18 protein-coding genes are annotated in these 20,538 nt (G+C 70.5%); 7 read left to right on the top strand and 11 right to left on the bottom strand.

Annotation, left to right across the window (positions count from 1 at the left end):
* Positions 1–104: 104 nt before the first annotated feature.
* Positions 105–2,603 carry an MFS transporter gene (locus ABT367_RS01150; RefSeq protein WP_352248243.1) on the top strand — a complete coding sequence of 833 codons (2,499 nt, stop codon included), beginning with the start codon at positions 105–107 and terminating at the stop codon, positions 2,601–2,603.
* Between the two features lie 56 nt (positions 2,604–2,659).
* On the opposite strand, the gene ABT367_RS01145 is transcribed toward ABT367_RS01150, so the two are convergent.
* Complete coding sequence (locus tag ABT367_RS01145) at positions 2,660–3,580, bottom strand: LysR family transcriptional regulator (protein ID WP_352248241.1); 921 nt, start codon at positions 3,578–3,580, stop codon at positions 2,660–2,662.
* A gap of 137 nt (positions 3,581–3,717) precedes the next feature.
* On the opposite strand from ABT367_RS01145, the gene ABT367_RS01140 reads away from it, so the two are divergent.
* The 3 genes from ABT367_RS01140 (at position 3,718) to ABT367_RS01130 (ending at position 5,288) form a co-directional block, all read left to right on the top strand.
* Positions 3,718–4,548 (top strand): oxidoreductase, encoded by an 831-nt coding sequence (locus ABT367_RS01140; RefSeq protein WP_352248239.1) that lies wholly within the window; start codon positions 3,718–3,720, stop codon positions 4,546–4,548.
* A gap of 99 nt (positions 4,549–4,647) precedes the next feature.
* The gene (locus ABT367_RS01135) at positions 4,648–4,890 is read left to right on the top strand and encodes a hypothetical protein (RefSeq protein WP_352248237.1); all 243 of its coding nucleotides are present in this window, start codon (positions 4,648–4,650) and stop codon (positions 4,888–4,890) included.
* A complete protein-coding gene (locus ABT367_RS01130) occupies positions 4,887–5,288 on the top strand; it encodes a PIN domain-containing protein (protein WP_352248235.1) in 402 nt (133 codons plus the stop codon). The genes ABT367_RS01135 and ABT367_RS01130 overlap by 4 nt, the downstream gene beginning before the upstream one ends.
* A 63-nt stretch (positions 5,289–5,351) precedes the next feature.
* Here ABT367_RS01130 and ABT367_RS01125 read toward each other — a convergent pair whose 3' ends face one another.
* Positions 5,352–6,635, bottom strand: a complete 1,284-nt coding sequence (locus ABT367_RS01125; RefSeq protein WP_165333245.1) for an adenylosuccinate synthase — start codon at positions 6,633–6,635, stop codon at positions 5,352–5,354.
* A 255-nt stretch (positions 6,636–6,890) separates the two neighbouring features.
* Between ABT367_RS01125 and ABT367_RS01120 the strand changes: the two genes are divergently transcribed.
* The gene (locus ABT367_RS01120) at positions 6,891–7,658 is read left to right on the top strand and encodes a diacylglycerol kinase family protein (protein ID WP_352248448.1); all 768 of its coding nucleotides are present in this window, start codon (positions 6,891–6,893) and stop codon (positions 7,656–7,658) included.
* Positions 7,659–7,698: 40 nt separating this feature from the next.
* Here the strand turns inward: ABT367_RS01120 and ABT367_RS01115 are convergent, their stop codons facing one another.
* The gene (locus ABT367_RS01115) at positions 7,699–8,220 is read right to left on the bottom strand and encodes a GbsR/MarR family transcriptional regulator (protein ID WP_352248233.1); all 522 of its coding nucleotides are present in this window, start codon (positions 8,218–8,220) and stop codon (positions 7,699–7,701) included.
* A 93-nt stretch (positions 8,221–8,313) separates the two neighbouring features.
* On the opposite strand from ABT367_RS01115, the gene ABT367_RS01110 reads away from it, so the two are divergent.
* A complete protein-coding gene (locus ABT367_RS01110) occupies positions 8,314–9,225 on the top strand; it encodes an ABC transporter ATP-binding protein (protein ID WP_352248231.1) in 912 nt (303 codons plus the stop codon).
* Positions 9,222–10,835 (top strand): ABC transporter permease, encoded by a 1,614-nt coding sequence (locus tag ABT367_RS01105; RefSeq protein ID WP_352248229.1) that lies wholly within the window; start codon positions 9,222–9,224, stop codon positions 10,833–10,835. The genes ABT367_RS01110 and ABT367_RS01105 overlap by 4 nt, the downstream gene beginning before the upstream one ends.
* Position 10,836: 1 nt before the next feature.
* On the opposite strand, the gene ABT367_RS01100 is transcribed toward ABT367_RS01105, so the two are convergent.
* The 8 genes from ABT367_RS01100 to ABT367_RS01065 all read right to left on the bottom strand — a co-directional run bounded on the left by ABT367_RS01100 (position 10,837) and on the right by ABT367_RS01065 (position 20,408).
* The gene (locus ABT367_RS01100) at positions 10,837–12,069 is read right to left on the bottom strand and encodes a cytochrome P450 (RefSeq protein WP_352248227.1); all 1,233 of its coding nucleotides are present in this window, start codon (positions 12,067–12,069) and stop codon (positions 10,837–10,839) included.
* Positions 12,070–12,134: 65 nt separating this feature from the next.
* Positions 12,135–14,294: an FG-GAP-like repeat-containing protein gene (locus ABT367_RS01095; RefSeq protein WP_352248225.1), complete on the bottom strand. Its 2,160-nt coding sequence runs from the start codon at positions 14,292–14,294 to the stop codon at positions 12,135–12,137.
* A gap of 157 nt (positions 14,295–14,451) precedes the next feature.
* A complete protein-coding gene (locus tag ABT367_RS01090) occupies positions 14,452–15,117 on the bottom strand; it encodes a response regulator (protein ID WP_165333238.1) in 666 nt (221 codons plus the stop codon).
* Positions 15,114–16,484 (bottom strand): sensor histidine kinase, encoded by a 1,371-nt coding sequence (locus tag ABT367_RS01085; protein WP_434975377.1) that lies wholly within the window; start codon positions 16,482–16,484, stop codon positions 15,114–15,116. The genes ABT367_RS01090 and ABT367_RS01085 overlap by 4 nt, the downstream gene beginning before the upstream one ends.
* 168 nt (positions 16,485–16,652) lie before the next feature.
* Positions 16,653–17,855 (bottom strand): NAD(P)/FAD-dependent oxidoreductase, encoded by a 1,203-nt coding sequence (locus ABT367_RS01080; protein ID WP_352248223.1) that lies wholly within the window; start codon positions 17,853–17,855, stop codon positions 16,653–16,655.
* Positions 17,856–17,988: 133 nt separating this feature from the next.
* The gene (locus tag ABT367_RS01075; RefSeq protein ID WP_352248221.1) at positions 17,989–18,939 is read right to left on the bottom strand and encodes an RNA polymerase sigma-70 factor; all 951 of its coding nucleotides are present in this window, start codon (positions 18,937–18,939) and stop codon (positions 17,989–17,991) included.
* A gap of 34 nt (positions 18,940–18,973) precedes the next feature.
* On the bottom strand, positions 18,974–19,846 hold the full coding sequence (locus ABT367_RS01070; RefSeq protein WP_352248219.1) for an alpha/beta hydrolase family protein: 873 nt from the start codon (positions 19,844–19,846) through the stop codon (positions 18,974–18,976).
* Between the two features lie 232 nt (positions 19,847–20,078).
* Positions 20,079–20,408 (bottom strand): YkvA family protein, encoded by a 330-nt coding sequence (locus ABT367_RS01065; protein WP_352248217.1) that lies wholly within the window; start codon positions 20,406–20,408, stop codon positions 20,079–20,081.
* Between the last annotated feature and the right edge of the window lie 130 nt (positions 20,409–20,538).

Raw genomic sequence — 20,538 nt, 5'->3', positions numbered from 1 at the left:
GTGAACGGCGCCGTGAATGTGATGGCCATGTCACGCGTGTCACGGTCCTCAACTCTTCTGCCATAGCGGTTACTTGGCGTGGCCACCTGGTCTACCTTCCTGCTGTGGACCAGCTGATCACGGAAGACCCGACCCGCATCGGCCCGTATCGCCTGATCGCCCGCCTCGGCGCCGGCGGCATGGGCCTGGTCTATCTGGGCCGCTCGGAAGCCGGCCGCACCGTCGCCGTGAAGGTGGTGCAGGCCGAGCATGCGGCGCACCCCGAGTTCCGGCGGCGGTTCGCGCGCGAGGTGGCCGCGGCGCGGCGGGTCGGGGGTGCGTGGACGGCCGATGTGCTCGACGCGGACACGGACGCGTCGGTGCCCTGGGTCGCCACGCAGTACATCCCCGGGCCCGACCTGACGACCGTGGTGGCCAAGGACTTCGGTCCGCTGCCGGAGTCGTCCGTACGGGTCCTGGCGCACCGTCTCGCCGAGGCCCTGACGGCCGTGCACGCGGCGGGTCTGATCCACCGCGACCTGAAGCCGTCCAATGTCCTGGTCACAGTGGACGGCCCGCGGGTCATCGACTTCGGCATCGCGCGCGCGATGGACAGCCTGACCGCCGACAGTCTGCTCACGCACACGGGGATGCTGATCGGCTCGCCCGGGTTCATGTCGCCCGAGCAGGTGCGAGGGCTCGAACTCACGCCCGCCAGCGATGTGTTCTGCCTCGGCGCGGTGCTGGTGTACGCGGCGACGGGGCGGTTGCTGTTCGGCGCGGGGACCACGGGGCTCAACGCCCACCTGTTCCGTATCGCGGAGGAGGAGCCGGACCTCACCGGCGTACCGGAAGGGATTCTCCCGCTCGTACGGGACTGTCTGCACAAGGACCCGTCGCAGCGGCCCGCGCCCGCCCAGGTCATGGAACGGACGGCGGCGATGGGTGCCGGGGAGTGGCTGCCGGGGGCGGTGCTCGCCCAACTAGGGCGGCATGCAGCGCAGTTGCTGGATTTCGCGCCGCAGACACGGGTACCTGCCGGTCCCACGCCGCAGGGCCCGGCCGCGCAGCCGCAAGTGCCGACTGCTCAGCCGCAGGTCCCGGCCCCTCAGCCCCAAGTCCCGGCCCAGGCACCGGCTCCGGCGCACCAGTCGCCCGCGTACAGCCCGACGACGCCCTCGGACGGTGTGCCGCAGGGCTTCGGTCCTGCCCAGGGGTTCGGTCCGCCGCCGGTGCCCGTCGGGCCGCCGTCCACCACCCCCGACCTACCGGGACGGCACTCGAAACGCTGGACGACGCTGGCCTGGGCGGCGTCGGCCCAGCTCCTCGTCCTGCTCGACCTCACGCTCGCCGCGATGACGACATCGGACGTCATGTCCGATTTGAACGCCTCCCACGACGACCTGAACTGGAGCTTCTTCGCCTACGTGGCCTGCTTCGCCGGCCTCCTGTTCGGCGCCGGACACCTCGCGGATCTGGTCGGGCGCAAGCGGATGCTGGTCACGGGACTCGCCACCATGTCCGCGGCCGCCGTGCTGAGCGGCCTCACGCCCTCTGCGACGGCCTTCGCCGTGTGCATGGGGCTGCGAGGCGCCGCCGCGGCGCTGATCTCGGCCTCGGCGCTCGGACTGGTGGCCGGCCACTTCACCGAAGTACGCGAGCGCGCACGGGCCTTCGGCGTGTACGTCCTGGTGGCCGTCGGCGGCGAGGCGTTCGTCCAGCTGCCGGCCGGCGCGCTGCACGAGTACCTGGTGTGGCGTTTGTCCTTGTACGCTTTCGCGCTGCTCGCCCTGCTGACCTTGGCCGGCGCGGCCGCCGGGACGCGGGACCTGCCGCTGCGGCGCGGCGCCCGGTTCGACCTGCCGGGTGTCCTGCTCGCCGCTCTGGCCGGGGCCATGTTCGCGTTCGGCGGGCGCCCCGGCCTCGGCGGGAGCCCGCTGTCCGTGACGGCCGCGTTCTGCTGTGGTGCGGTGCTCCTGGGCGCCTTCGTCTGGTCGCAGCTGCGCCGCTCCGGCACTCTGCTGCCGTCATCGCTGCTGCGTGACCGCGACCACGTGGCCGCCCTGCTCGCGCTGCTCCTCGCGGCCTGTGCCCTGTACTCCCTGGTGCCGGGGCTGAGCCACCAGCTGCGGGACGCCTTCGGGTACGCCCCGCTCCCGGCCGGCGCCGCGATGCTGCCCTTCGCCGCCTCCGTCGCCCTCGGCTCCCTCCTGGCCGCCACCCGGCTGCAGCCGACGGTGGCGCCGCGCGCCCTCATCCTGTCGGGGCTGCTCCTCGCGGTGCTCGGGCTGTTCCTGCCGGGGGTTCTCCCCGCGCACAGCTCCTACGTCCTGGACGCGCTGCCCACCCTGACACTCACCGGATTCGGGCTCGGGCTCGCGCTCGCGCCGCTGCTCAGCCTCGCCACGAGCGGGCTCGCGGCACAGGACTCGGCGGCCGGCGGGGCGGCGGCGCTCACCGCACAGCAGATCGGTGTCGTGTTCGGCGGCGTCCTGCTCGGCACCGTCTCCGACTCCGTACGGAAAGGGGAGACCCTCTACACCTCGGCGCTCACCTGGTCCGCGGGCCTCATGCTGCTCGCGGCCCTGGCGGGTGCACTGATCAAGGCGCGGCCACGCGCCTGAGGCGGCCGGAACCGGGGCCGCTCCCTGCGGTGCTCAGGGCCGCGGGCCGCACCGCTTCAGGCCCGAGCCACCGAAGCCGCCTCGGGCCCCGCCACCGCCAACCGCGCCGCCTCCGCATAAGCCCGTACGAGCGGCCCTGTGTCATCCGCCCGCCAGGCCAGCGCGAACCGGCTCGGCGTCACGCCGTCGACCGGGCGCGTGACCACGCCGCCACGGGCGACCAACGGCACATTGCCCGAGGCCACAAGGCACACCCCGCGCCCGTCCACCAGCGCCTCGTACGTCTCGTCGACGCTCGCGATCTCCGCGCCGATCTTCGCCGGCCGGCCACCGCGCTCGTCCAACGCCAGCCAGTAGTCCCGTAGTTCGGCGGCCTCGGGCGGCAGTGCGAGGAAGGGTTCGTCGAGGAGGTCGGCGAAAGCGATCCGCTCGCGCGCCGCCAGCGGGTGGTCCTCCGGGAGCGCCACCTGCCGCGCCTCCGTGGCGAGCACCACCCACCGGTAGCGCTCCGCATCCGCCAACGGCAGCCACACGAAGGCGACATCACTGGAACCGTCCGCGAGCCCCGCCGTCGGGTCCTCCCACCTGACCTGCCGCATCCGCACCTCGGCCGCGGGGCACGCCTCGGTGAACCGCGACCTGATCGCAGGCCGCAGCCCGCCGCGCGCCGGGCTGTGGCTCATCCCGACGACGAGCGTGGCCCGTTGCCGCCGCTTAGCCGACTCGACCGCTTCCGAGGCGGCGTCCCACTCCGCGAGTACCCGCCGTGCGTGCGGCAGAAGTGCTGCACCGGCCGGCGTCAGCCGGGCCCCGTGCCGGTCGCGGTCGAAGAGCGGGACGCCCAACTGCCGTTCAAGGGCCCGTATCTGCTTGCTCAGCGCGGGCTGCGATACGTAGAGCAGCTCGGCGGCCCGCGTGAAGTGCAGCTCTTCGGCGACCGTCACGAAGTAGCGCAGGTCCCGTCCGTGTACATCCATAACCGATGGTTATCACGGTGGGTCTTGGACGGGGAAGGGGCGGCCGGGAGAGGCTGAACCCCGTAAGCAGATGCTGAACTCCGTAAGCAGATGCTGAACTCCGTAAGCAGCAAAGCCACTTGAAGGGGTTGGGGAACATGAGCAAGGTCTGGCTGATCACGGGAGCGAACAGCGGTTTCGGACGGGCGTTCACCGAGGCGGCGGTCGGCGCGGGCGACGTGGTCGTGGCCGCGGCCCGCCGCACCGGCACCCTGGACGATCTGGTCGCGGCCCACCCGGACCAGGTCGAGGCCGTCACCTTGGACGTGACCGACACGGACGCGATCGACCAGGTGGTCGCGGACATCGTGGCGCGGCACGGCCGCATCGACGTCCTGGTCAACAACGCGGGCCGTACGCACGTCGGTTCGGTCGAGGAGAACAGCGACGCGGACCTCCGCTCGCTCTTCGATGTGCACTTCTTCGGCCCCGCGGCCCTGACGCGCGCGGTCCTGCCGCACATGCGGGCCCGGCGCTCGGGCGCGATCGTGCAGCTCAGCAGCGTGGGCGGGCAGATGTCGATGGCCGGCTTCGGGGCGTACAGCGCGACGAAGTTCGCCCTCGAGGGTCTGTCCGAGGCGCTTCATGCGGAGGTGAAACCGCTCGGCATCGACGTCCTGATCGTCGAACCCGGCGCCTTCCGCACCAGCCTGTTCGGCAACCACTCGCTGAGCAAGGGCGAGATCGAGGATTACGAGGCGACGGTCGGCGCGACCCGTACCTACGTGGAGACCGGCGGCGGAACCCAGGCGGGCGACCCGGCGAAGGCGGCGGCAGCGGTCCTCGCCGCCCTGAACGCCGAGGAGACCCCGCTGCGTCTGGCCCTGGGCGGCGACTCGATCGACACGATCCTCGGCCACCTGGACCAGGTCCGCGCGGACCTCACGGCGTGGGACAAGGTGGGGCGGGAGACGACGTTCGACGCGTGAGGCTCATGGGCGCGGTGGGCCCACCCCGGCAAACCTGCTTCGGCGGGCCCACCCGGCAAACCTGCCCCCGACAGGTGCATACCGCAGTATGCTTCCCGCATGGCCGACACGACACGGATCACGGTGACCCTTCCTGCCGAGCAGGTAAGGGAGCTCAAGAAGCTCACGGACAACGTCTCCGGCTACGTCGCCGAGGCCGTCGCCCGTCAGCTGCGCCACCAGCTCATCGGCGCCGACCTGCAGCGCTACCAGGAGGAACACGGGGCGTTCACCGAGGAGGAACTGGCCGAGGCGGAGGCCAGGATTTCCGGCCCCGCCGAGGGGGCTCCGGGAGCAGCATGAAGCAGCACGTCGAGACCGTGGTCCTGGACTCCGAGGGCCTGTCGGCCTGGATCGCTCAGGACCGCAAGTTCCTTGCCATGGTCCAGCTGTTCCAGTCGACCGGCGCCGACTTCGCGATCTGCGCAAACACCATCGTGGAGGTCAGCCACACCCGGGTGAACCTGCCGCGGCTGCGCTGGGCGCTGTCCCGCGTGCGCGTCGAGCCCGTGACGGAGCAGACCGCGAAGGCGGCCGCGGAACTGTTGAAGGCAAGCGGACTGCACGGTCACAAGTACGCGATCGATGCGACAGTCGCCGAGATGGCTCTGCGCCAGCCCGGACCGGTGGCCCTGCTGACCTCGGACATCGACGACATGACCAAGCTGTGCGGGAACCGCGTGCGGCTGATCGCCTTGTGAGCGCGAGAGCGCCCCGGCCCCGTAATGACCCGGGGCCGGGGCGCTCTGCGCGCGGAACGCGGCCTACAGGAACGAGTTGATCTCGATCGTCTCGGTCCGGCCCGGGCCCACACCGATCGCCGAGATCGGCGCGCCCGACATCTCCTCCAGGGCCTTCACGTACGCCTGCGCGTTCTTCGGCAGGTCCGCGAAGGTCTGGGCCTTGGTGATGTCCTCGGACCAGCCCGGCAGGTACTCGTAGATGGGCTTCGCGTGGTGGAAGTCCGTCTGGGAGTACGGGAGTTCCTCGACGCGCTTGCCGTCGATCTCGTACGCGACGCAGACCGGGATCTGCTCCCAGCCGGTCAGCACGTCCAGCTTGGTGAGGAAGAAGTCCGTGAGGCCGTTGACGCGGGTGGCGTAGCGGGCGATCACGGCGTCGAACCAGCCGCAGCGGCGGTCACGGCCGGTGGTCACACCACGCTCGCCGCCGATCCGGCGCAGGTCCTCGCCGTCCTTGTCGAAGAGCTCGGTCGGGAACGGGCCCGCACCGACACGGGTCGTGTACGCCTTGAGGATGCCGATGACCCGCGAGATCTTCGTCGGGCCGACACCGGCACCCGTGCACGCGCCGCCCGAGGTCGGGTTCGAGGACGTGACGAAGGGGTACGTGCCGTGGTCCACGTCGAGCAGCGTGCCCTGGCCGCCCTCGAAGAGGACGACCTTGCCCTCGTCGATGGCGTTGTTCAGGATCAGCGTGGTGTCCGCGACGAAGGGCTTGATCTGCTCCGCGTACTGGAGCATCTCCTCGACGATCTTGCCGGACTCGATCGCGCGCCGGTTGTACAGCTTGGTGAGCAGCTGGTTCTTGACCTCGAGAGCCGCTTCGACCTTCTGGGTGAGGATCGACTCGTCGTACAGGTCCTGCACGCGGATGCCGACGCGGTTGATCTTGTCCGCGTACGTCGGGCCGATGCCGCGACCGGTGGTGCCGATCTTCCGCTTGCCGAGGAACCGTTCCGTCACCTTGTCGACGGTGACGTTGTACGGCGTGATCAGGTGGGCGTTGCCGCTGATCAGGAGCTTGGACGTGTCGACACCGCGGTCGTTCAGCCCGCTCAGCTCGGAGAGCAGGACGGCCGGGTCGACGACGACACCGTTGCCGATGACCGGGGTACATCCGGGCGAGAGGATGCCGGAGGGGAGCAGGTGGAGCGCATACTTCTGGTCGCCTACGACAACCGTGTGACCGGCATTGTTGCCGCCCTGGTAACGCACCACATAGTCAACTGAGCCGCCGAGCAGGTCGGTGGCCTTTCCCTTGCCCTCGTCACCCCACTGAGCACCGAGCAGCACAAGTGCGGGCACAGGCGTACACCCCTTCCGGGCGGGGCATGTCCAAGGTCAGGGGCGTACGCGCTACGTACACCTGGCGGACTCCATTGACCGCATACGTCGGACCGGTGCCCCGGAATAGACGAAACCCCTGGCGCAATAGCGCAAGGGGCTCTTGCACAAAGATGCTACCCCGTACCTTGAGGAAGGACCGAGGTGTCGGCTCCAGCACCCGCTGAGAAGGGCCACCAGCCGCTCCTTGTCGTCATCGATCCCGCCGCCAGACGCATGGACGGCGAGTCCGTCCGTATCGCCAAGGACGTGCTGTGCGCACGGTCCTGCGGGTCGGTGAAGATCTGTCTCCCGGACGGTCCGGAGGAATTCGCCCGGGCGCTGCAGCGCCGGGGCTCGCGCAGACCGGTGGTCGTCGGCGACGACCGGGCCCTGCTGCGGGCGGTCTCCGTGCTCCACCGGGAGCGCGAGCTCGCCTCGTCGGTCCTCTCGCTGATCCCCGTCGGCACGCTGAACCAGCTCGCGCAGGCGCTCGGAGTGCCTTCCGGCACGGTCGCCGCCGCCTCGGCGGTCCTGGACGGTGAGGCCCGGCAGCTCGACCTCCTGGTCGACGACAGCGACGGCGTGGTCCTCGGCGACCTGCGGATCCCCGCGCTGCCGGCCGCCGCGCACGGTCCGGATCCCTGGTGGGCGCCGCCGCTGAGGACCTGCCAGTCGCTCGTACGCACCCTCGTACGGCCGTCCCCGGCCGCCTCACCGGGGCCTTCGCGGCTGCGGGTCGAGGTGGACGGGGTCACGCTCGTCGATCTGGACCAGCCGGTCGAGGACGTCTGTGTGGCGACATCGTGGGGAGGTTTCGCGCGGATCGAGGTCCGCCCGACGTCGGTGGGCGCCGCGGCGCCGGCACTGCGGGCGCGGGCCCGCACGGTCACGGTGTCCGGACCCGACTTCCGCTACCGGGCGGACGCGCTCACGGCGGGCCCGGTACGCACGCGGACGTGGACGGTGCGGGCGGGGGCGTGGGCGCTGACGCTGCCCCGGTGAGTCCGGCTGAGTGGTGAGGCGCTTCGGCTGACCGGTGGGGCTACGGCGCCTGGCCGAACACCTCGTCCCGGTGCGCCCGCCACCGGGACAGGAGCCCCGCCAGCTCGCGCTCCAGGAACTCGAAGAACTCCAGCGTCTCCGACATCCGCCGGCCCGCCGCCGTATCGGCGCCGACGCTGTCGACGCCCTCCCTGAGGGTGCCCTCCCAGCGCTTCAGGACCTGATCGCGGTTGGTCAGCGCCTCGTACCAGGAGGAGGCGTGGACCCGGTAGCGCTCACGGCGCGAACCGGGTTCACGCTCGCGCGAGACCATGTGCACCTGCGCCAGATACCGCACCGCGCCGGAGATCGCCGCCGGGCTGACCTTGAGCCGCCGGCTGAGCTCGGCCGAGCTCATGGCGCCGGACTCGGAGGAGAGCAGGGCTCCGAAGACGCGCGCCGGCATCCGCTGCATGCCGGCCTCCGCCAGCTGCGCGGCGAAGGTCTCCACGAACTGGTCCACCCGCTCGTCCCGCTCGTCCCGCTCGTCCCCCACGTTCTCGCGGTCGTTCTCTGCGGCCATGTCCCGATCATCTCCCCTGCTCACCGGCGCGACCCCGAGTTTATACGCTTCCTTAACTTCACAAATTTCTGAAAGTACCGTACGTTCAAAAACATGACGAAGGCAATCACCGTCTCCGGACTGCACAAGTCGTTCGGCAAGACACACGCTCTGGACGGACTCGACCTCGAAGTCGAGACCGGCGAGGTGCACGGCTTCCTCGGCCCGAACGGGGCCGGCAAGTCCACGACCATCCGCGTGCTGCTCGGTCTCCTGCGCGCCGACTCCGGCGCCGCCCAGTTGCTCGGCAAGGACCCGTGGAACGACGCCGTGGAGCTCCACCGCCGTATCGCCTACGTCCCCGGTGACGTGACCCTGTGGCGCAACCTCAGCGGCGGCGAGGTCATCGACCTGTACGGCAGGCTCCGCGGCGGCCTCGACAAGGCGCGGCGCGCGGATCTGATCGAGCGCTTCGAGCTGGACCCGACCAAGAAGGGCCGTACGTACTCCAAGGGCAACCGGCAGAAGGTCGCCCTGGTCGCGGCCTTCGCCTCGGACGTCGACCTGCTGATCCTCGACGAGCCGACCTCCGGGCTCGACCCGCTCATGGAGGAGGTCTTCCAGGAGTGCGTGCGCGAGGAGCAGTCCCGCGGCCGGACCGTGCTCCTGTCGAGCCACATCCTCAGCGAGGTCGAGGAGCTCTGCGACCGCGTCTCGATCATCCGCAAGGGCGCGACGGTGGAGACCGGTTCGCTCGCCGATCTGCGCCATCTGACCCGTACCGCCGTATCCGCCGAACTCGCGGGCCCGCCCAACGGGTTGAGCGAACTGCCCGGTGTGCACGACCTCGACATCCAGGGCAACCGGGTCCGCCTCCAGGTCGACTCGGACAAGCTCGACGCGGTGCTCAGGTCGCTCACCGACTCCGGTGTACGGACGCTGACCAGCACGCCGCCCACCCTGGAAGAGCTGTTCATGCGGCACTACCAGGACGAGGTCCGTACGGAAGAGGCGATGGCGCGATGACTGCCGTGGCCGACACCACCTTCGCTCCACGCACCGGCGGGAACCGCCATCTCGCGGGAACGGGCGCCCTGTTGCGCCTCGCCCTGCGCCGCGACCGGATCATGCTGCCGCTGTGGGTGCTCGCGATCGGCGGGACCACGGCGAGCGCAGCGGGTTCGCTCGGCGCCGTCTACGGCACCCCCGAGGAGCGGGCGAGCGTCATCTCCTCGATGACGACGAACAGTTCACTGCGCTCCCTGTACGGTCCGGTCTTCGACGACTCGCTCGGGGCGCTGGTCTCGTGGCGGTACGTGGCGTTCATGGCCGCGTTCGCCGCCGTGATGAGCCTGCTGATCGTCGTACGGCATACGCGCGAGGAGGAGGAGACCGGGCGGCAGGAGATGCTGTCCTCGGCGATGGTGGGCCGGCGCGCGCCGCTCACCGCGGCGCTGCTCGTGGCGCTGATCGCCAACGCCGGTATCGCGCTGCTCACCACCCTCGGCCTCGCGGGTGAAGGCGCCGCGGGCGCCCTGGCACTCGGCCTCGCGATCGGCGGGGTGGGCATGGTCTTCGCGACCATGGCGGCCGTGATGGCCCAACTCACCGAGACCGCGCGGCTCGCGAAGGGCCTGACCGCCGCCGTACTCGGTGTGGCGTGGGCGCTCAAGGCGGCGGGCGACGCGGCCTCGACCGACGGCTCGCACGTCCTGACCTGGCTCTCTCCCATCGGCTGGGCCGAGAACATGCGCGCCTTCGCCGGTGAACGCTGGTGGGTGGTGCTCCTGTTCGCGGCCGTGATCGTGGTCCAGGGCGCCGTCGCGTACAACCTCGCGGGCCGCCGCGACGTCGGGATGAGCTTCCTGCCGGCCCGCCCCGGACCGGCCGACGGGAGCCTGTCCACGGCCACTTCGCTGGCCTGGCGGCTGCAGCGCGGTTCGCTGCTCGGCTGGGGCATCGGGTTCCTGCTCGCCGGGCTGATGTTCGGCACGATGACCGAGGGTGCGGCGGATCTGGTCGGCGACAACGAGCAGACCAAGGAGATCCTGGAGCGCATGGGCGGCCAGGCCGGCGTCACCAACTCCTTCCTGGCCGCGATGATCGGCATGCTGGCGATGCTCGCCGCGCTGTACGCGGTGCAGTCGGTGCTCCGGCTCAACGGCGAGGAGACCTCCCAGCGCGCGGAGCCGATCCTCGCGGGCGCGGTCGGCCGCGTCCAGTGGGCCGTCGGCCACCTGTACGTGGCGTTCGGCGGCGCGGCCCTGATCATGCTGCTCGGCGGCCTGGGCCTGGCCCTCGGCTACGGCAAGGACTTCGGTCCGGTCCTGGGCGCGGTCCTCGTCCAGACCGCGGCGGTCTGGCTGCTCGGCTCGTTCGCGGTGCTCGTCTACGGGCTGCTGCCCCGCGTCGCCGCCCTCGGCTGGGCGTACGCGGGCCTGTCCCTGGGCCTCGGCTGGCTGGGCGCGGCGCTCAACCTGCCGTCCGCGGTGATGAACCTGTCCCCGTTCGAGCACCTGCCGAAGCTGCCGGGCAACGAGATGCAGTGGACCCCGGTCCTCGTCCAGCTCGCGCTCGCGGCCGTGTTCACCGTCGCCGGCCTGGTGGGGCTGCGGCGCAGGGACATGCAGAACTGACTCACACCTCGACCGGAAGGGTCGCCAGCCCCCGGATCACGAAACCGTCCTTGCGCTGCGGCTCCCCCGCGAGCCGCAGCGCAGGCGCCTGCCGCAGCAACTGGCCGAAGGACGCGGCGAGTTCGATACGGGCGAGCGGTGCGCCCAGGCAGTAGTGGATCCCCGCCCCCAGCGAGACATGCGGGTTCTCCCGGCGGGTCAGGTCGAGCCGGTCCGGGTCCCGGAAGACCGCCGGATCGCGATTCGCGGACCCGAAGAGCAGTGCGACCTCCGAGCCCTTCGGGATCCGTACGCCGCCCACCTCGATGTCCTCGAGGACCCAGCGCTCGAAGAGATGCAGCGGGGTGTCGTAGCGCATCAGTTCATCCACAGCTGTGGACAACTTTTCGGAACCGGCGCCCCCGATCACCGCAATCTGCGCGATCCGGGCCATCAGCTCCATCTGCTCCGGATTCCGGAACAGCGCAAGCCACCCATTCCCGGTCGTATTCACCGTCGCCTCATGACCGGCGTTGAGCAGCAGCACACAGGTGGAGATCATCTCCTGCTCGCTGAGCCGCTCACCTTCGTCATACGCGGCGATCAGCCCGGAGATGAGATCCTCCCCCGGCTCCTTGCGGCGCTCGGCGATCAACTCGCGCAGATACGCGGAGAACTCGACCGACGCGGCCACGGCCTTCCGCGCCGTCTCCTCATCCGGATTCAGCTCGTACATCCCGCAGATATCCGCGGACCAGGGCCGCAACAGCGCACGATCGCCCTCCGGAATGCCCAGCATCTGGGCGATCACGGCCACGGGCAGCGGTTCGGCGAGCTCCGTCACGAGATCGCCCCCGCCCTGGGCCACGATCCGTGCCACCAGCTCGCCGGCCAGCTCCTCCACGTACGGCTGAAGCCGCTGCACCGTACGAGGCGTGAACGCCTTGGAGACCAGCCGCCGGATCCGGGTGTGCCGCGGGGCCTCCAGATCGAGCAGCCCGTTGTCGTTGAGCGTGTGAAACGGCTCGTGCTCGGGCGCCGGCGGCGTCCGCCCGAACTCCTCGTGCGTATACCGGTGCAGGTAGGTCCGCCCCAGCCGCCGGTCCCTGAGCAGCGCGGACACATCGGCATGATGCGGAATCAGCCACTGGCGCGAGCTCTCGAACCACAACGCCCGTCCTGCGGCACGGAGTTCGGCGTACGCGGGGTAGGGGTCGGCGGCGAAGTCCGGTGATCCGGGCCTGAAGGGCAGCATCTCCCGAAGGTAGCGGGACGGCCCCGGACGGTGCAGGTCCGGGGCCGCCTCGGTCAAACGTGATGTCAGCTCAGGGACTTGAAGTTCTGCCAGCCGCTGGTGCCGATCTGGAACCGGGTCTTGAAGGTGCCGTCACCCAGTCCGTCGTACCGCCAGAGAGCGCCCTGCCCGTCGGCGGCGACCAGGTCCTCCTTGCCGTCGCCGGTCAGGTCGCCGACGCCGACGACGGACTTGTAGACGTTCCAGCCGCCGCCGATGCGGACGCGCGTCCCGAAGGCACCCTGGCCGTTGCCGGGGTAGTTCCAGAGGATTCCGTCGGAGTCCCTGGCCACCAGGTCACCGATGCCGTCTCCGTTGAGGTCGCCCGTGCCGGTCACGGTGTAGGGGCCCCAGCCGGCGCCGATGAGGGTCCGCGGCTTGAAGGCGCCCTTGCCGTCACCGCCGTAGAACCACAGCCGGCCGGTGGACGTCTCGCGGGCCAGCAGGTCGGTGGTGCCGTCCTTGTCGAGGTCGCCCGGCGAGGTGAACGCGTTGTACACGTTCCAGCCGGAGCCGATACGGGCGGACGGGTCGGTCGGCTCGACCACCGCCCCGCAGACGGCGCGGTAGGAGTACAGCTCGCCCGCGCTGTTGCGCACCAAGGTGTCGTTGCAGCCGTCCCCGTTCACATCGCCGAACGGGACCAGCGTGGAGGAGGTCGGCCAGGCCACACGCTTGACGGGCGTGGAGACACGGCCGTTGGCGGTGCCGCCGTAGATGCCGAGTTCGCCGGTGGTCTTGACGGTGTAGAGGTCGGCGATCTTGTCTTTGCCGACGTAGTCGCGGTGGTGCGCTTCCACGGGGAGCGTCGGGTCGACCGCGGACGTGTCCGAACTCCACAGCTGGTGCGAGGAGCCCATGTTGACGGTCCACAGGGCAGTGGCGTTGCCGTCGGCCGCGGCGGTGACCACGCCCTGCGCGTAGTCGGACGTCGCGCTGAGGACCTTCGGGGCACTCCAGACACCGTTGACGCGAGCTGCCGTGGCGAAGACTCGCTTGCCGTCACTGAGCTCCTGCGACCATCCCGCCCGGATCGTGCCGTCCGCGCCGATCTCGGCGTCGGTTTCGAGGAAGTCCATCGGGGCCTGAGTTGACACAGTCGCCACCGGCAACCAACTGCCCGACGCGGAACGAGTACTTGCTCGCATCCGCAGCCCGTCCTCGTCAGTCCGATGCATCCAGACCAGAGTGACCTCACCGTTCGGACCGACCAAGGGCCGCGGTGTCTCGGGGGCATCCTGCATGGTGACACTGACCGTCTCGGGAGCGTCCCATGTGTCAGCGCCCTGGGCCTTGCGCGTGGCCACAAGGGACTTCGTGCCGCTGTGCGGCGCGGACCAGGACTTCCACACCAACATCACAGAGCCGTCAGGCAGGGGAGCCAGTCGGGGCATGGAAACCCCGCGCGTGACGTCGGAAATGGTCCTCGGAGCACTCCACGTACCGGAACCTGCCGGCTTGGTGGCCTCCTTGAGGACAGCTGTCTCGGCAGTCTCCTCGATCCAAACCGCAGTCGTGGATCCATCGCCGGAGACCACGACATCGATCCAGTAGTCGATGAACTCGCGACCGTCCGTGGTGTCCAGCCGCGTACCGGCCGACCAAGTTCCGCCGGCTTCCGTTCGCTCGGCCGAGTACACGTTGGACGCAGGCGAGGCCTGAATCGACCACGTGATCGCGGTCCTGCCCGAAGGGCCGGCAGCAAGACGGACATCTCCCACGTAGGTTCCCGAGGCCACGTCCTCCGGCGCAGTCCAGGAAGTCGCACCCGGCGCCAGAACGGACGTGCGCAGCACCGACGTCGCCCCCTCGTCGTGCACCCACGCGACGGTCACGGAACCGTCGGTGCCCGACACCATCTTCACGGCCTCACGGCCGACCGGCAGGGTCGCCAGCTGATACGCGGCACCCCACGTCGCGCTGCCCGCAGGGCGTACGGCGACCTTCAGTTCCAGCGTGCTGTTGATCTCCCTGTTCCAGACTGCGACCGTGGCCCCGTCCTTCGTGGTGACCATCTCCAGAGGGGTGCTCATCCCCTCGGCCACCGCGAACTCCTTCGGCGTGTCCCACACCTTCACGTCCGCGGCGGGAGCGGCCACGACAGCCGACGCGGCTGCAAGCTCCGCCGCCCCCACGCCCCCCAGAACCAGCACAGGCACCAGCGCCGTGACGAGCATTCTTCGCATGCATCCTCCGAGAACCGCGATGAAGGCATGGCGAGGACACGGCAGTCGGCCGTTGCAGCGCGCGAAGTCCGAAGCCCCCCCGGGCCCATCCCCCCATGCACGAACTGCGGGGACCCTAGCACCGGCCTGCCCGGGGCCAACACCCAATTGAGCTGGGCTAACCCGGCGTCACCAGCCGCGCCTCGTAAGCGAAGACCGCCGCCTGGGTGCGGTCGCGCAGGCCGAGTTTGACCAGGATGCGGGAGACGTGGGTCTTGATGGTGGACTCCGCGACGACCAGGTGGGAGGCGATCTCGTGGTTGGAGAGGCCCTGGGCGATGAGGACCAGGACCTCCGTCTCGCGTTCGGTGAGGTCGCCGATCTGGTCCTGGGCCGGGGGTTTGAGGGCGGAGCTGCTGCCCAGTCTCGTGAACTCGGCGATCAGGCGCTTGGTGACGGCCGGGGCCAGGAGCGCCTCGCCCGCCGCCACCACCCGTACGCCTTCGGCGAGTTGGCGGGCGGAGGCGTCCTTCAGAAGGAAACCCGAGGCGCCGGCGCGCAAGGCCTCGTAGACGTACTCGTCGAGGTCGAAGGTGGTCAGGACCAGGACCTTCGTGTCGGCGGACGAGGCGACGATCTCTCGTGTCGCCTCGATGCCGTTGAGTTCCGGCATACGGATGTCCATGAGCGCGACGTCCGGGCGCAGTTCGGCCACCTTGGCGATGGCGTCGCGGCCGTTGACCGCCTCGCCGACCACCTCGATGTCGGGCATCGCGTTGAGGAGGACGGAGAAGCCCTCGCGGACCATCATCTGGTCGTCCACGATGACGACGCGGATGGTCACGACTCGTCCTCCTCGGACTCGGCCTGCGCCACCGGCAGGAACACGCTCACCTCGTAGCCCCCGTCCGCGCTCTCGCCCGCCGTCATCACCCCGCTCAGCATCGCCACCCGCTCCCGCATGCCCGTGATGCCGTGTCCGGCGCCGGGTGAGGTCTTGATCAGGCCGGTGGGCGGTCCGTTGACGATCCGCAGGCCCAATCCGCCCAGGACGTACGCCACTTCGACCTTCGCCTCCGCCCCCGGCGCGTGGCGGAGTGTGTTGCTCAGGGCTTCCTGCACGATCCGGTACGCGGAGAGCTCGACGCCCGGCGGCAGTTCGCGCACGGCGCCCGTGACCGTCTTGTCGACGGTGAGGCCCGCCTCGCGCACATTGCGCACGAGCGCGTCCAGGTCGGCGAGCGTCGGCTGGGGCGCGTCCGGCGCCTCGTAGTCCTCCGCCCGTACGACACCGAGCACGCGGCGCAGCTCGGTGAGCGCGGCCACCGCGTTCTCGCGGATGGTGACGAAGGCCTGCACCAGTTCGGGTGGAGCGTTCTCCACGCGGTACGGGGCCGCCTCGGCCTGGATCGCGACGACGCTCATGTGGTGGGCGACCACATCGTGCAGCTCGCGGGCGATGTTGGTGCGCTCCTCGAGGCGGGTGCGCTTGGAGCGCTCTGCCAGGGTGTCCTCCTCCTTGGCGGCCACCTCGGCCTCCTTGACGGCGACTTCCTGCCTGGCCGAGTTCCAGCCCCCGAGGGCCACGGCGGCCGAGAGCGAGAAGGCGGACAGGACCAGCATGGCCATCAGGGCGTCGTCGCCGTTGCCCTCGTATCCGACGACCGTGGTGCCGAAGGCCAGGGTGATCAGCCACATCTCGGCCGCCACCCGTGGCCTGTTGCGCAGGGCGACCTGCGTCATGACGACGAGATGGGCGAGGAATCCGGCGACCGTCCAGGGATAGGCGCCGTCATAGCTGACCCCGCCGAGCACCACCCCGAAGACGCCGAAGGCCATGGACAGCCAGAACGCCGCGATGGGCCGGGACAGGGTGAGCAGCACCGGAGCGGCGCCGGCCAGGCCCTGGACCAGGCCCACGAAGTCATCGCCGTACGAGCCGCCCTCCGCGACACCGAGGAAGAAGACGAACGCGGCCGCCAGGACGATCAGGCCGTGCGGCAGCCACGTGCCGTACGGACGCAGCCGCTTCGGTATCCGGCGGATCGCCCGGTGGCCGGCCGGCAGCGGAGGCAGCGGCCGGAACGCGAACGCACCGCTGAACAGGTCGGCGCGCAGCGCACCCAGACCGCCCCGGATGAGCCGGGCCTCGGTGTGGACGCCATGGTGGTTCGCGCCATGAGGGTTCTGAGCTGTCTCGTTCACGCAGATGACGGTATGCGCCCCAGGTCACGGCGTCGTCACCTCCTGGCGGGATCCTTCGGGGTCCGTCTCAGGTACTACGCGGGAACGGGCGCCGACCTGGGAACGGTCCGCCACAGGGGAACGGGCGCCCCCGCCTCGTAGGACCGAGGGGGAACGCCCGTCTCCGGTGCCGCATCAGGCCGTCGCCATGGCGGCCGCCGGCTCGCCCACCACGCGCCGCCCCTTCGAGAACACCAGGGCTCCCGGGTTGGCCACGCCCCAGGCGGCGCCCTTGCAGATCAGCTCCTTGTAGACCGCGGCCGTGCGGCCGGTCAGGACCCGCTCCTTGGAGGTGTCGTCGGCGGTGACGAACTGGATCAGGCCTTCCTTGCGGCCGAGCGAGACACACTGCTGGAAGTAGCGCAGCGGCATCTTCGGCTGCTTGAGACCCGTCAGCTCCGCCGTGATCGCGTCCGCCGCCTGCCACGCCATCGGCGTGCCCGTCGCGCAGGACATCCGCAGCGGCTTGCCGGTGTCGCCCATCGCGTAGCCGGCGTCGCCGACCGCGTACACGTCCGGGTGCGAGACCGAGCGCATCATGGCGTCGACCACGATCTGGCCGCCCTCGGTTACCTGGAGGCCGCTGGCCTCGGCGATCGGGTGGGTGGCGAACCCGGTGGTCCACACGGTCACATCGGCCGCGACAGCCTCGCCGTCCGCGGTCTTCACCTGGTCCGCCTCGACGGCGGCGACCGAGGTGTGCTCGTACGTGGTGATGCCGAGCTTGCCGAAGACCTTGCGCAGGTGCTGCGCACCCTTGGTGCTGAGCCAGTCGCCCAGCTCACCGCGGGCGGCGAGCGCCACGTCGAGGCCGGGGTGGGTCTCGGCGATCTCGGTCACGGCCTCGACCCCGGTGAGCCCGCCGCCGACGACCAGGACCTTCTGCCCGGGCTCGAGCGACTCCAGACGCGAGCGCAGCCGCAGCGCCCCGGCCCGGCTGGCCACCTCGTGAGCGTGCTCGACGGCGCCCTGGACCCCGTGGTCGTTCCAGCGGCTGCCGAGCGCGTAGACGAGGGTGTCGTACGCGAGCTCCTCCTCGCCGGCGGTGGAGACGACCCGCACGGTCTTGCGGTCCACATCGACCGCGGCCACCTTCGCGATCTTCAGCTCCATGCCGCTGCCCGCGAACATCGCGTCGAACGGGCGGTGCTTGAGCTCCTGGCCGACGGCCAGCTGGTGGTTGCGTACCCGCTCGACGAAGTCCGGCTCGTCGTTGACGAGCGTGATGGCCACGTCGTCGCGGTTCAGCCGCTTGGCGAGACGGCCGGCCGCACCGGCTCCGGCGTAGCCCGCGCCCAGGACGAGGATGCGGTGCTTGGTGACGTTTCCAGCAGTCATGTTCCTGCTCCTGTCTAGCGCGGCCGAGCCGCTCTCCGGGTCCGCTCTTTCGCGGTTACGCCCCTTGAACCGGGCAGCCCCCGGATTCCTGACAGGTGCGGGATGTGACCTGAGTCACAGGGCGCTGGGAGGCCTACCAATCGGCCAGGAACAGCGGTTCTCCGCGGTCGGCCGTGGCCCAGAGCTCGGTGGCCCGCTGCAGCTTGTCCGGGTTGACCTGGCTGCGGACCGCGACGATGCCCTCGTCGGACCGCTCCAGGCACATGACGCCGAAGACCCGTCCGTCGACCACGATGACGAGGGCCGGGGAGCCGTTGGCCGTCGTCGCGTAGACCTCCGGGGTGCCGCCGCCGAGCATGCGGCGCTTGCTCTCGGCCGGCTTGAACATCCCGCGCAGGAACTTGGCCACCGCGATCGCACCCTCGAACGGCGTGGCCTTCGCCGGGATCTTCCCGCCGCCGTCGCCCACGGCGATCGCGTCCGAGGTGAGCAGTTTCACCAGCGGTTCGGTCTCACCGCTGGTCGCGGCCGCTAGGAACTCCTCGACGATGCGCTTCGCCGCCGCCTCGGAGATCTCGGTGCGCGCCTTGCCCTCGGCGATGTGCTTCTTGGCCCGGCTGAACGTCTGCTGGCTGGCCGCCTCGCTGACATCCAGGATCTCGGCGATCTCGCGATGCCCGTACGCGAAGGCCTCCTTCAGGACGTACACCGCACGCTCGTTGGGCGAGAGCCGTTCCATCAGGGTCAGCACGGCGTACGAGACGGACTCGCGCTGCTCGGCGGTGTCGGCCGGACCGAGCATCGGGTCGCCTTCGAGCAGAGGCTCGGGCAGCCACTGGCCGACGTAGGTCTCGCGGCGCGCACGGGCCGAAGTCAGCTGGTTCAGACAGAGGTTGGTGAGGACCTTGGTCAGCCAGGCCTCGGGAACCTCGATCCGCTCGACGTCTGCCGCCTGCCAGCGCAGATACGTTTCCTGTACGAGGTCCTCGGCCTCGGCCGAAGAGCCCAGCATCCGGTAGGCGATGGCCTCCAGGCGCGGGCGGGCGGCCTCGAAGCGGTCCACGTCGGTCATCGTCAGCGGCATGCCCGGATCCTATCGGTCGGGCTTTCGAGTGGATTCAGAAGGCCAGTTGGGCGATCTCTTCCGCGACCACGGCGCAGGCATCGGCCGCCGGGTCGATCGGCGGGAAGTGCCCGACGCCTTCGAGCAGCGTCAGACCCACCACCTCGCCTGCCTTCGCGGCGGCGTCGGCGTACGCCTCGGCGACGGTATACGGCACGTCCGCGTCGTCTCGGCCCTGGACCAGGACGGTGGCGATTCCGGTGGGCAGCAGGGCTGCCGGGTCGGACTGGGCCGCCCGCTCCTCGAACTTGGCGTCCCCGCCGAGCAGTTGGACGACCGCGTCGTTGCAGACCTTCAGCTCGCGGGAGAGCGTGAAGTCGGCGATCGGGGCGAGGGCGACGACGCCGCGCAGATGGGTGGGGTACGGGGCGTGCCACGGGGAGTCCTCGGGCAGGACGTGCCGCGACGCGGCCCAGAGGGCGAGCTGGCCGCCGGCGGAGTGCCCGGTGAGGACGGTGCGCCTCGGGTCCGCCACCGGCAGATGCGTGGCGACGAGCCCGGGCAGAGCGTCGAGGGCGGCCGCGACATCGTCGAACGTCTCCGGCCATCGCCCCGCGACCGGTCCGGTGCCGCCCTGCGCGGGGATCGAACTGCCGCGCCGGTACTCGACGTTGGCCACGGCGAAGCCCTGCCTGGCGAGGAAGTCCGCGAACGGGGTGAGGTGCCCCCGGTCGTACGGGGCCCGCCAGGCGCCGCCGTGCAGGACGACGACGAGGGGGGCGGTCAGCGGGTTGTCCCGGGGTGCGTAGAAGTCGACGACCTGGTCCGGGTGGTCGCCGTACGCGGCCGTTGCGTCCGGTTCCACCGGTGGGTGCGAGAACGCCGACTGCTCTTCGGCGGCGGCTCGGGCGGTGGCGTCTTCGGACATGTCCGGCCTTTCCAGGGTGGTTCGGTGGCGGTTCGCTTCGGTGGGTGGTGCGTGCGGTCCGGTGGCGGGTTCGTGGTGGTGCCGGTGGCGGGTTCGTCGTGGTGCCGGTGGCGGGTTCGTGGTGGTGCCGGTGGCGGGTTCGTCGTGGTGCCGGTGGCGGGTTCGTGGTGGTGCGGGTGGCTGAATTTTTCCCCACCGCCACCCCGTCCCGAAACCGGGGTCCGCCCCCGCCTCAGCCGTCCCGTGCCACGGTGCGCTTACGGAGACCGGCACCCGTGCCCGTACGGAGACCGGAACGCTCGGCGGCCGCGTGCAGCGAGCGCAGCCCGAGCAGCAGTACGCCGATGTCGTCCAGATAGACCGGGTCCGGCAGCAGATCCACGGGAGAGATCACGTAGATCAGGGCGCCCCAGAAGGCGAGGGTGTTCTCCACGGGAACTCCGGCCCTGCGCAGGAGCCGCCTGGTCCGCACCAGGCGGACGAGCAGCCAGAGGGCGAAGCCCGCCGCCACCGCGAGCACCACGGCCGCGAGCAGCACCAGCGTCCACACCTGATCACTCATGGGGGCCTCCTTTCGCTTCGCCCCCAATCAGACAGGAGTACCCGGGATTGCGCCCGTATCCCGCTCGGCAGGGCGGGATACGGGCGGGTCGGCACGGCGGGCGGATACGGGCGGGCGAGTCCGGGCGAGG

Source organism: Streptomyces mesophilus (assembly GCF_040300965.1).
Taxonomy (GTDB): domain Bacteria; phylum Actinomycetota; class Actinomycetes; order Streptomycetales; family Streptomycetaceae; genus Streptomyces; species Streptomyces mesophilus_A.
The sequence above is the reverse complement of the archived record's forward strand: the minus strand, read 5'-3'. Positions and strand labels throughout refer to the sequence as shown.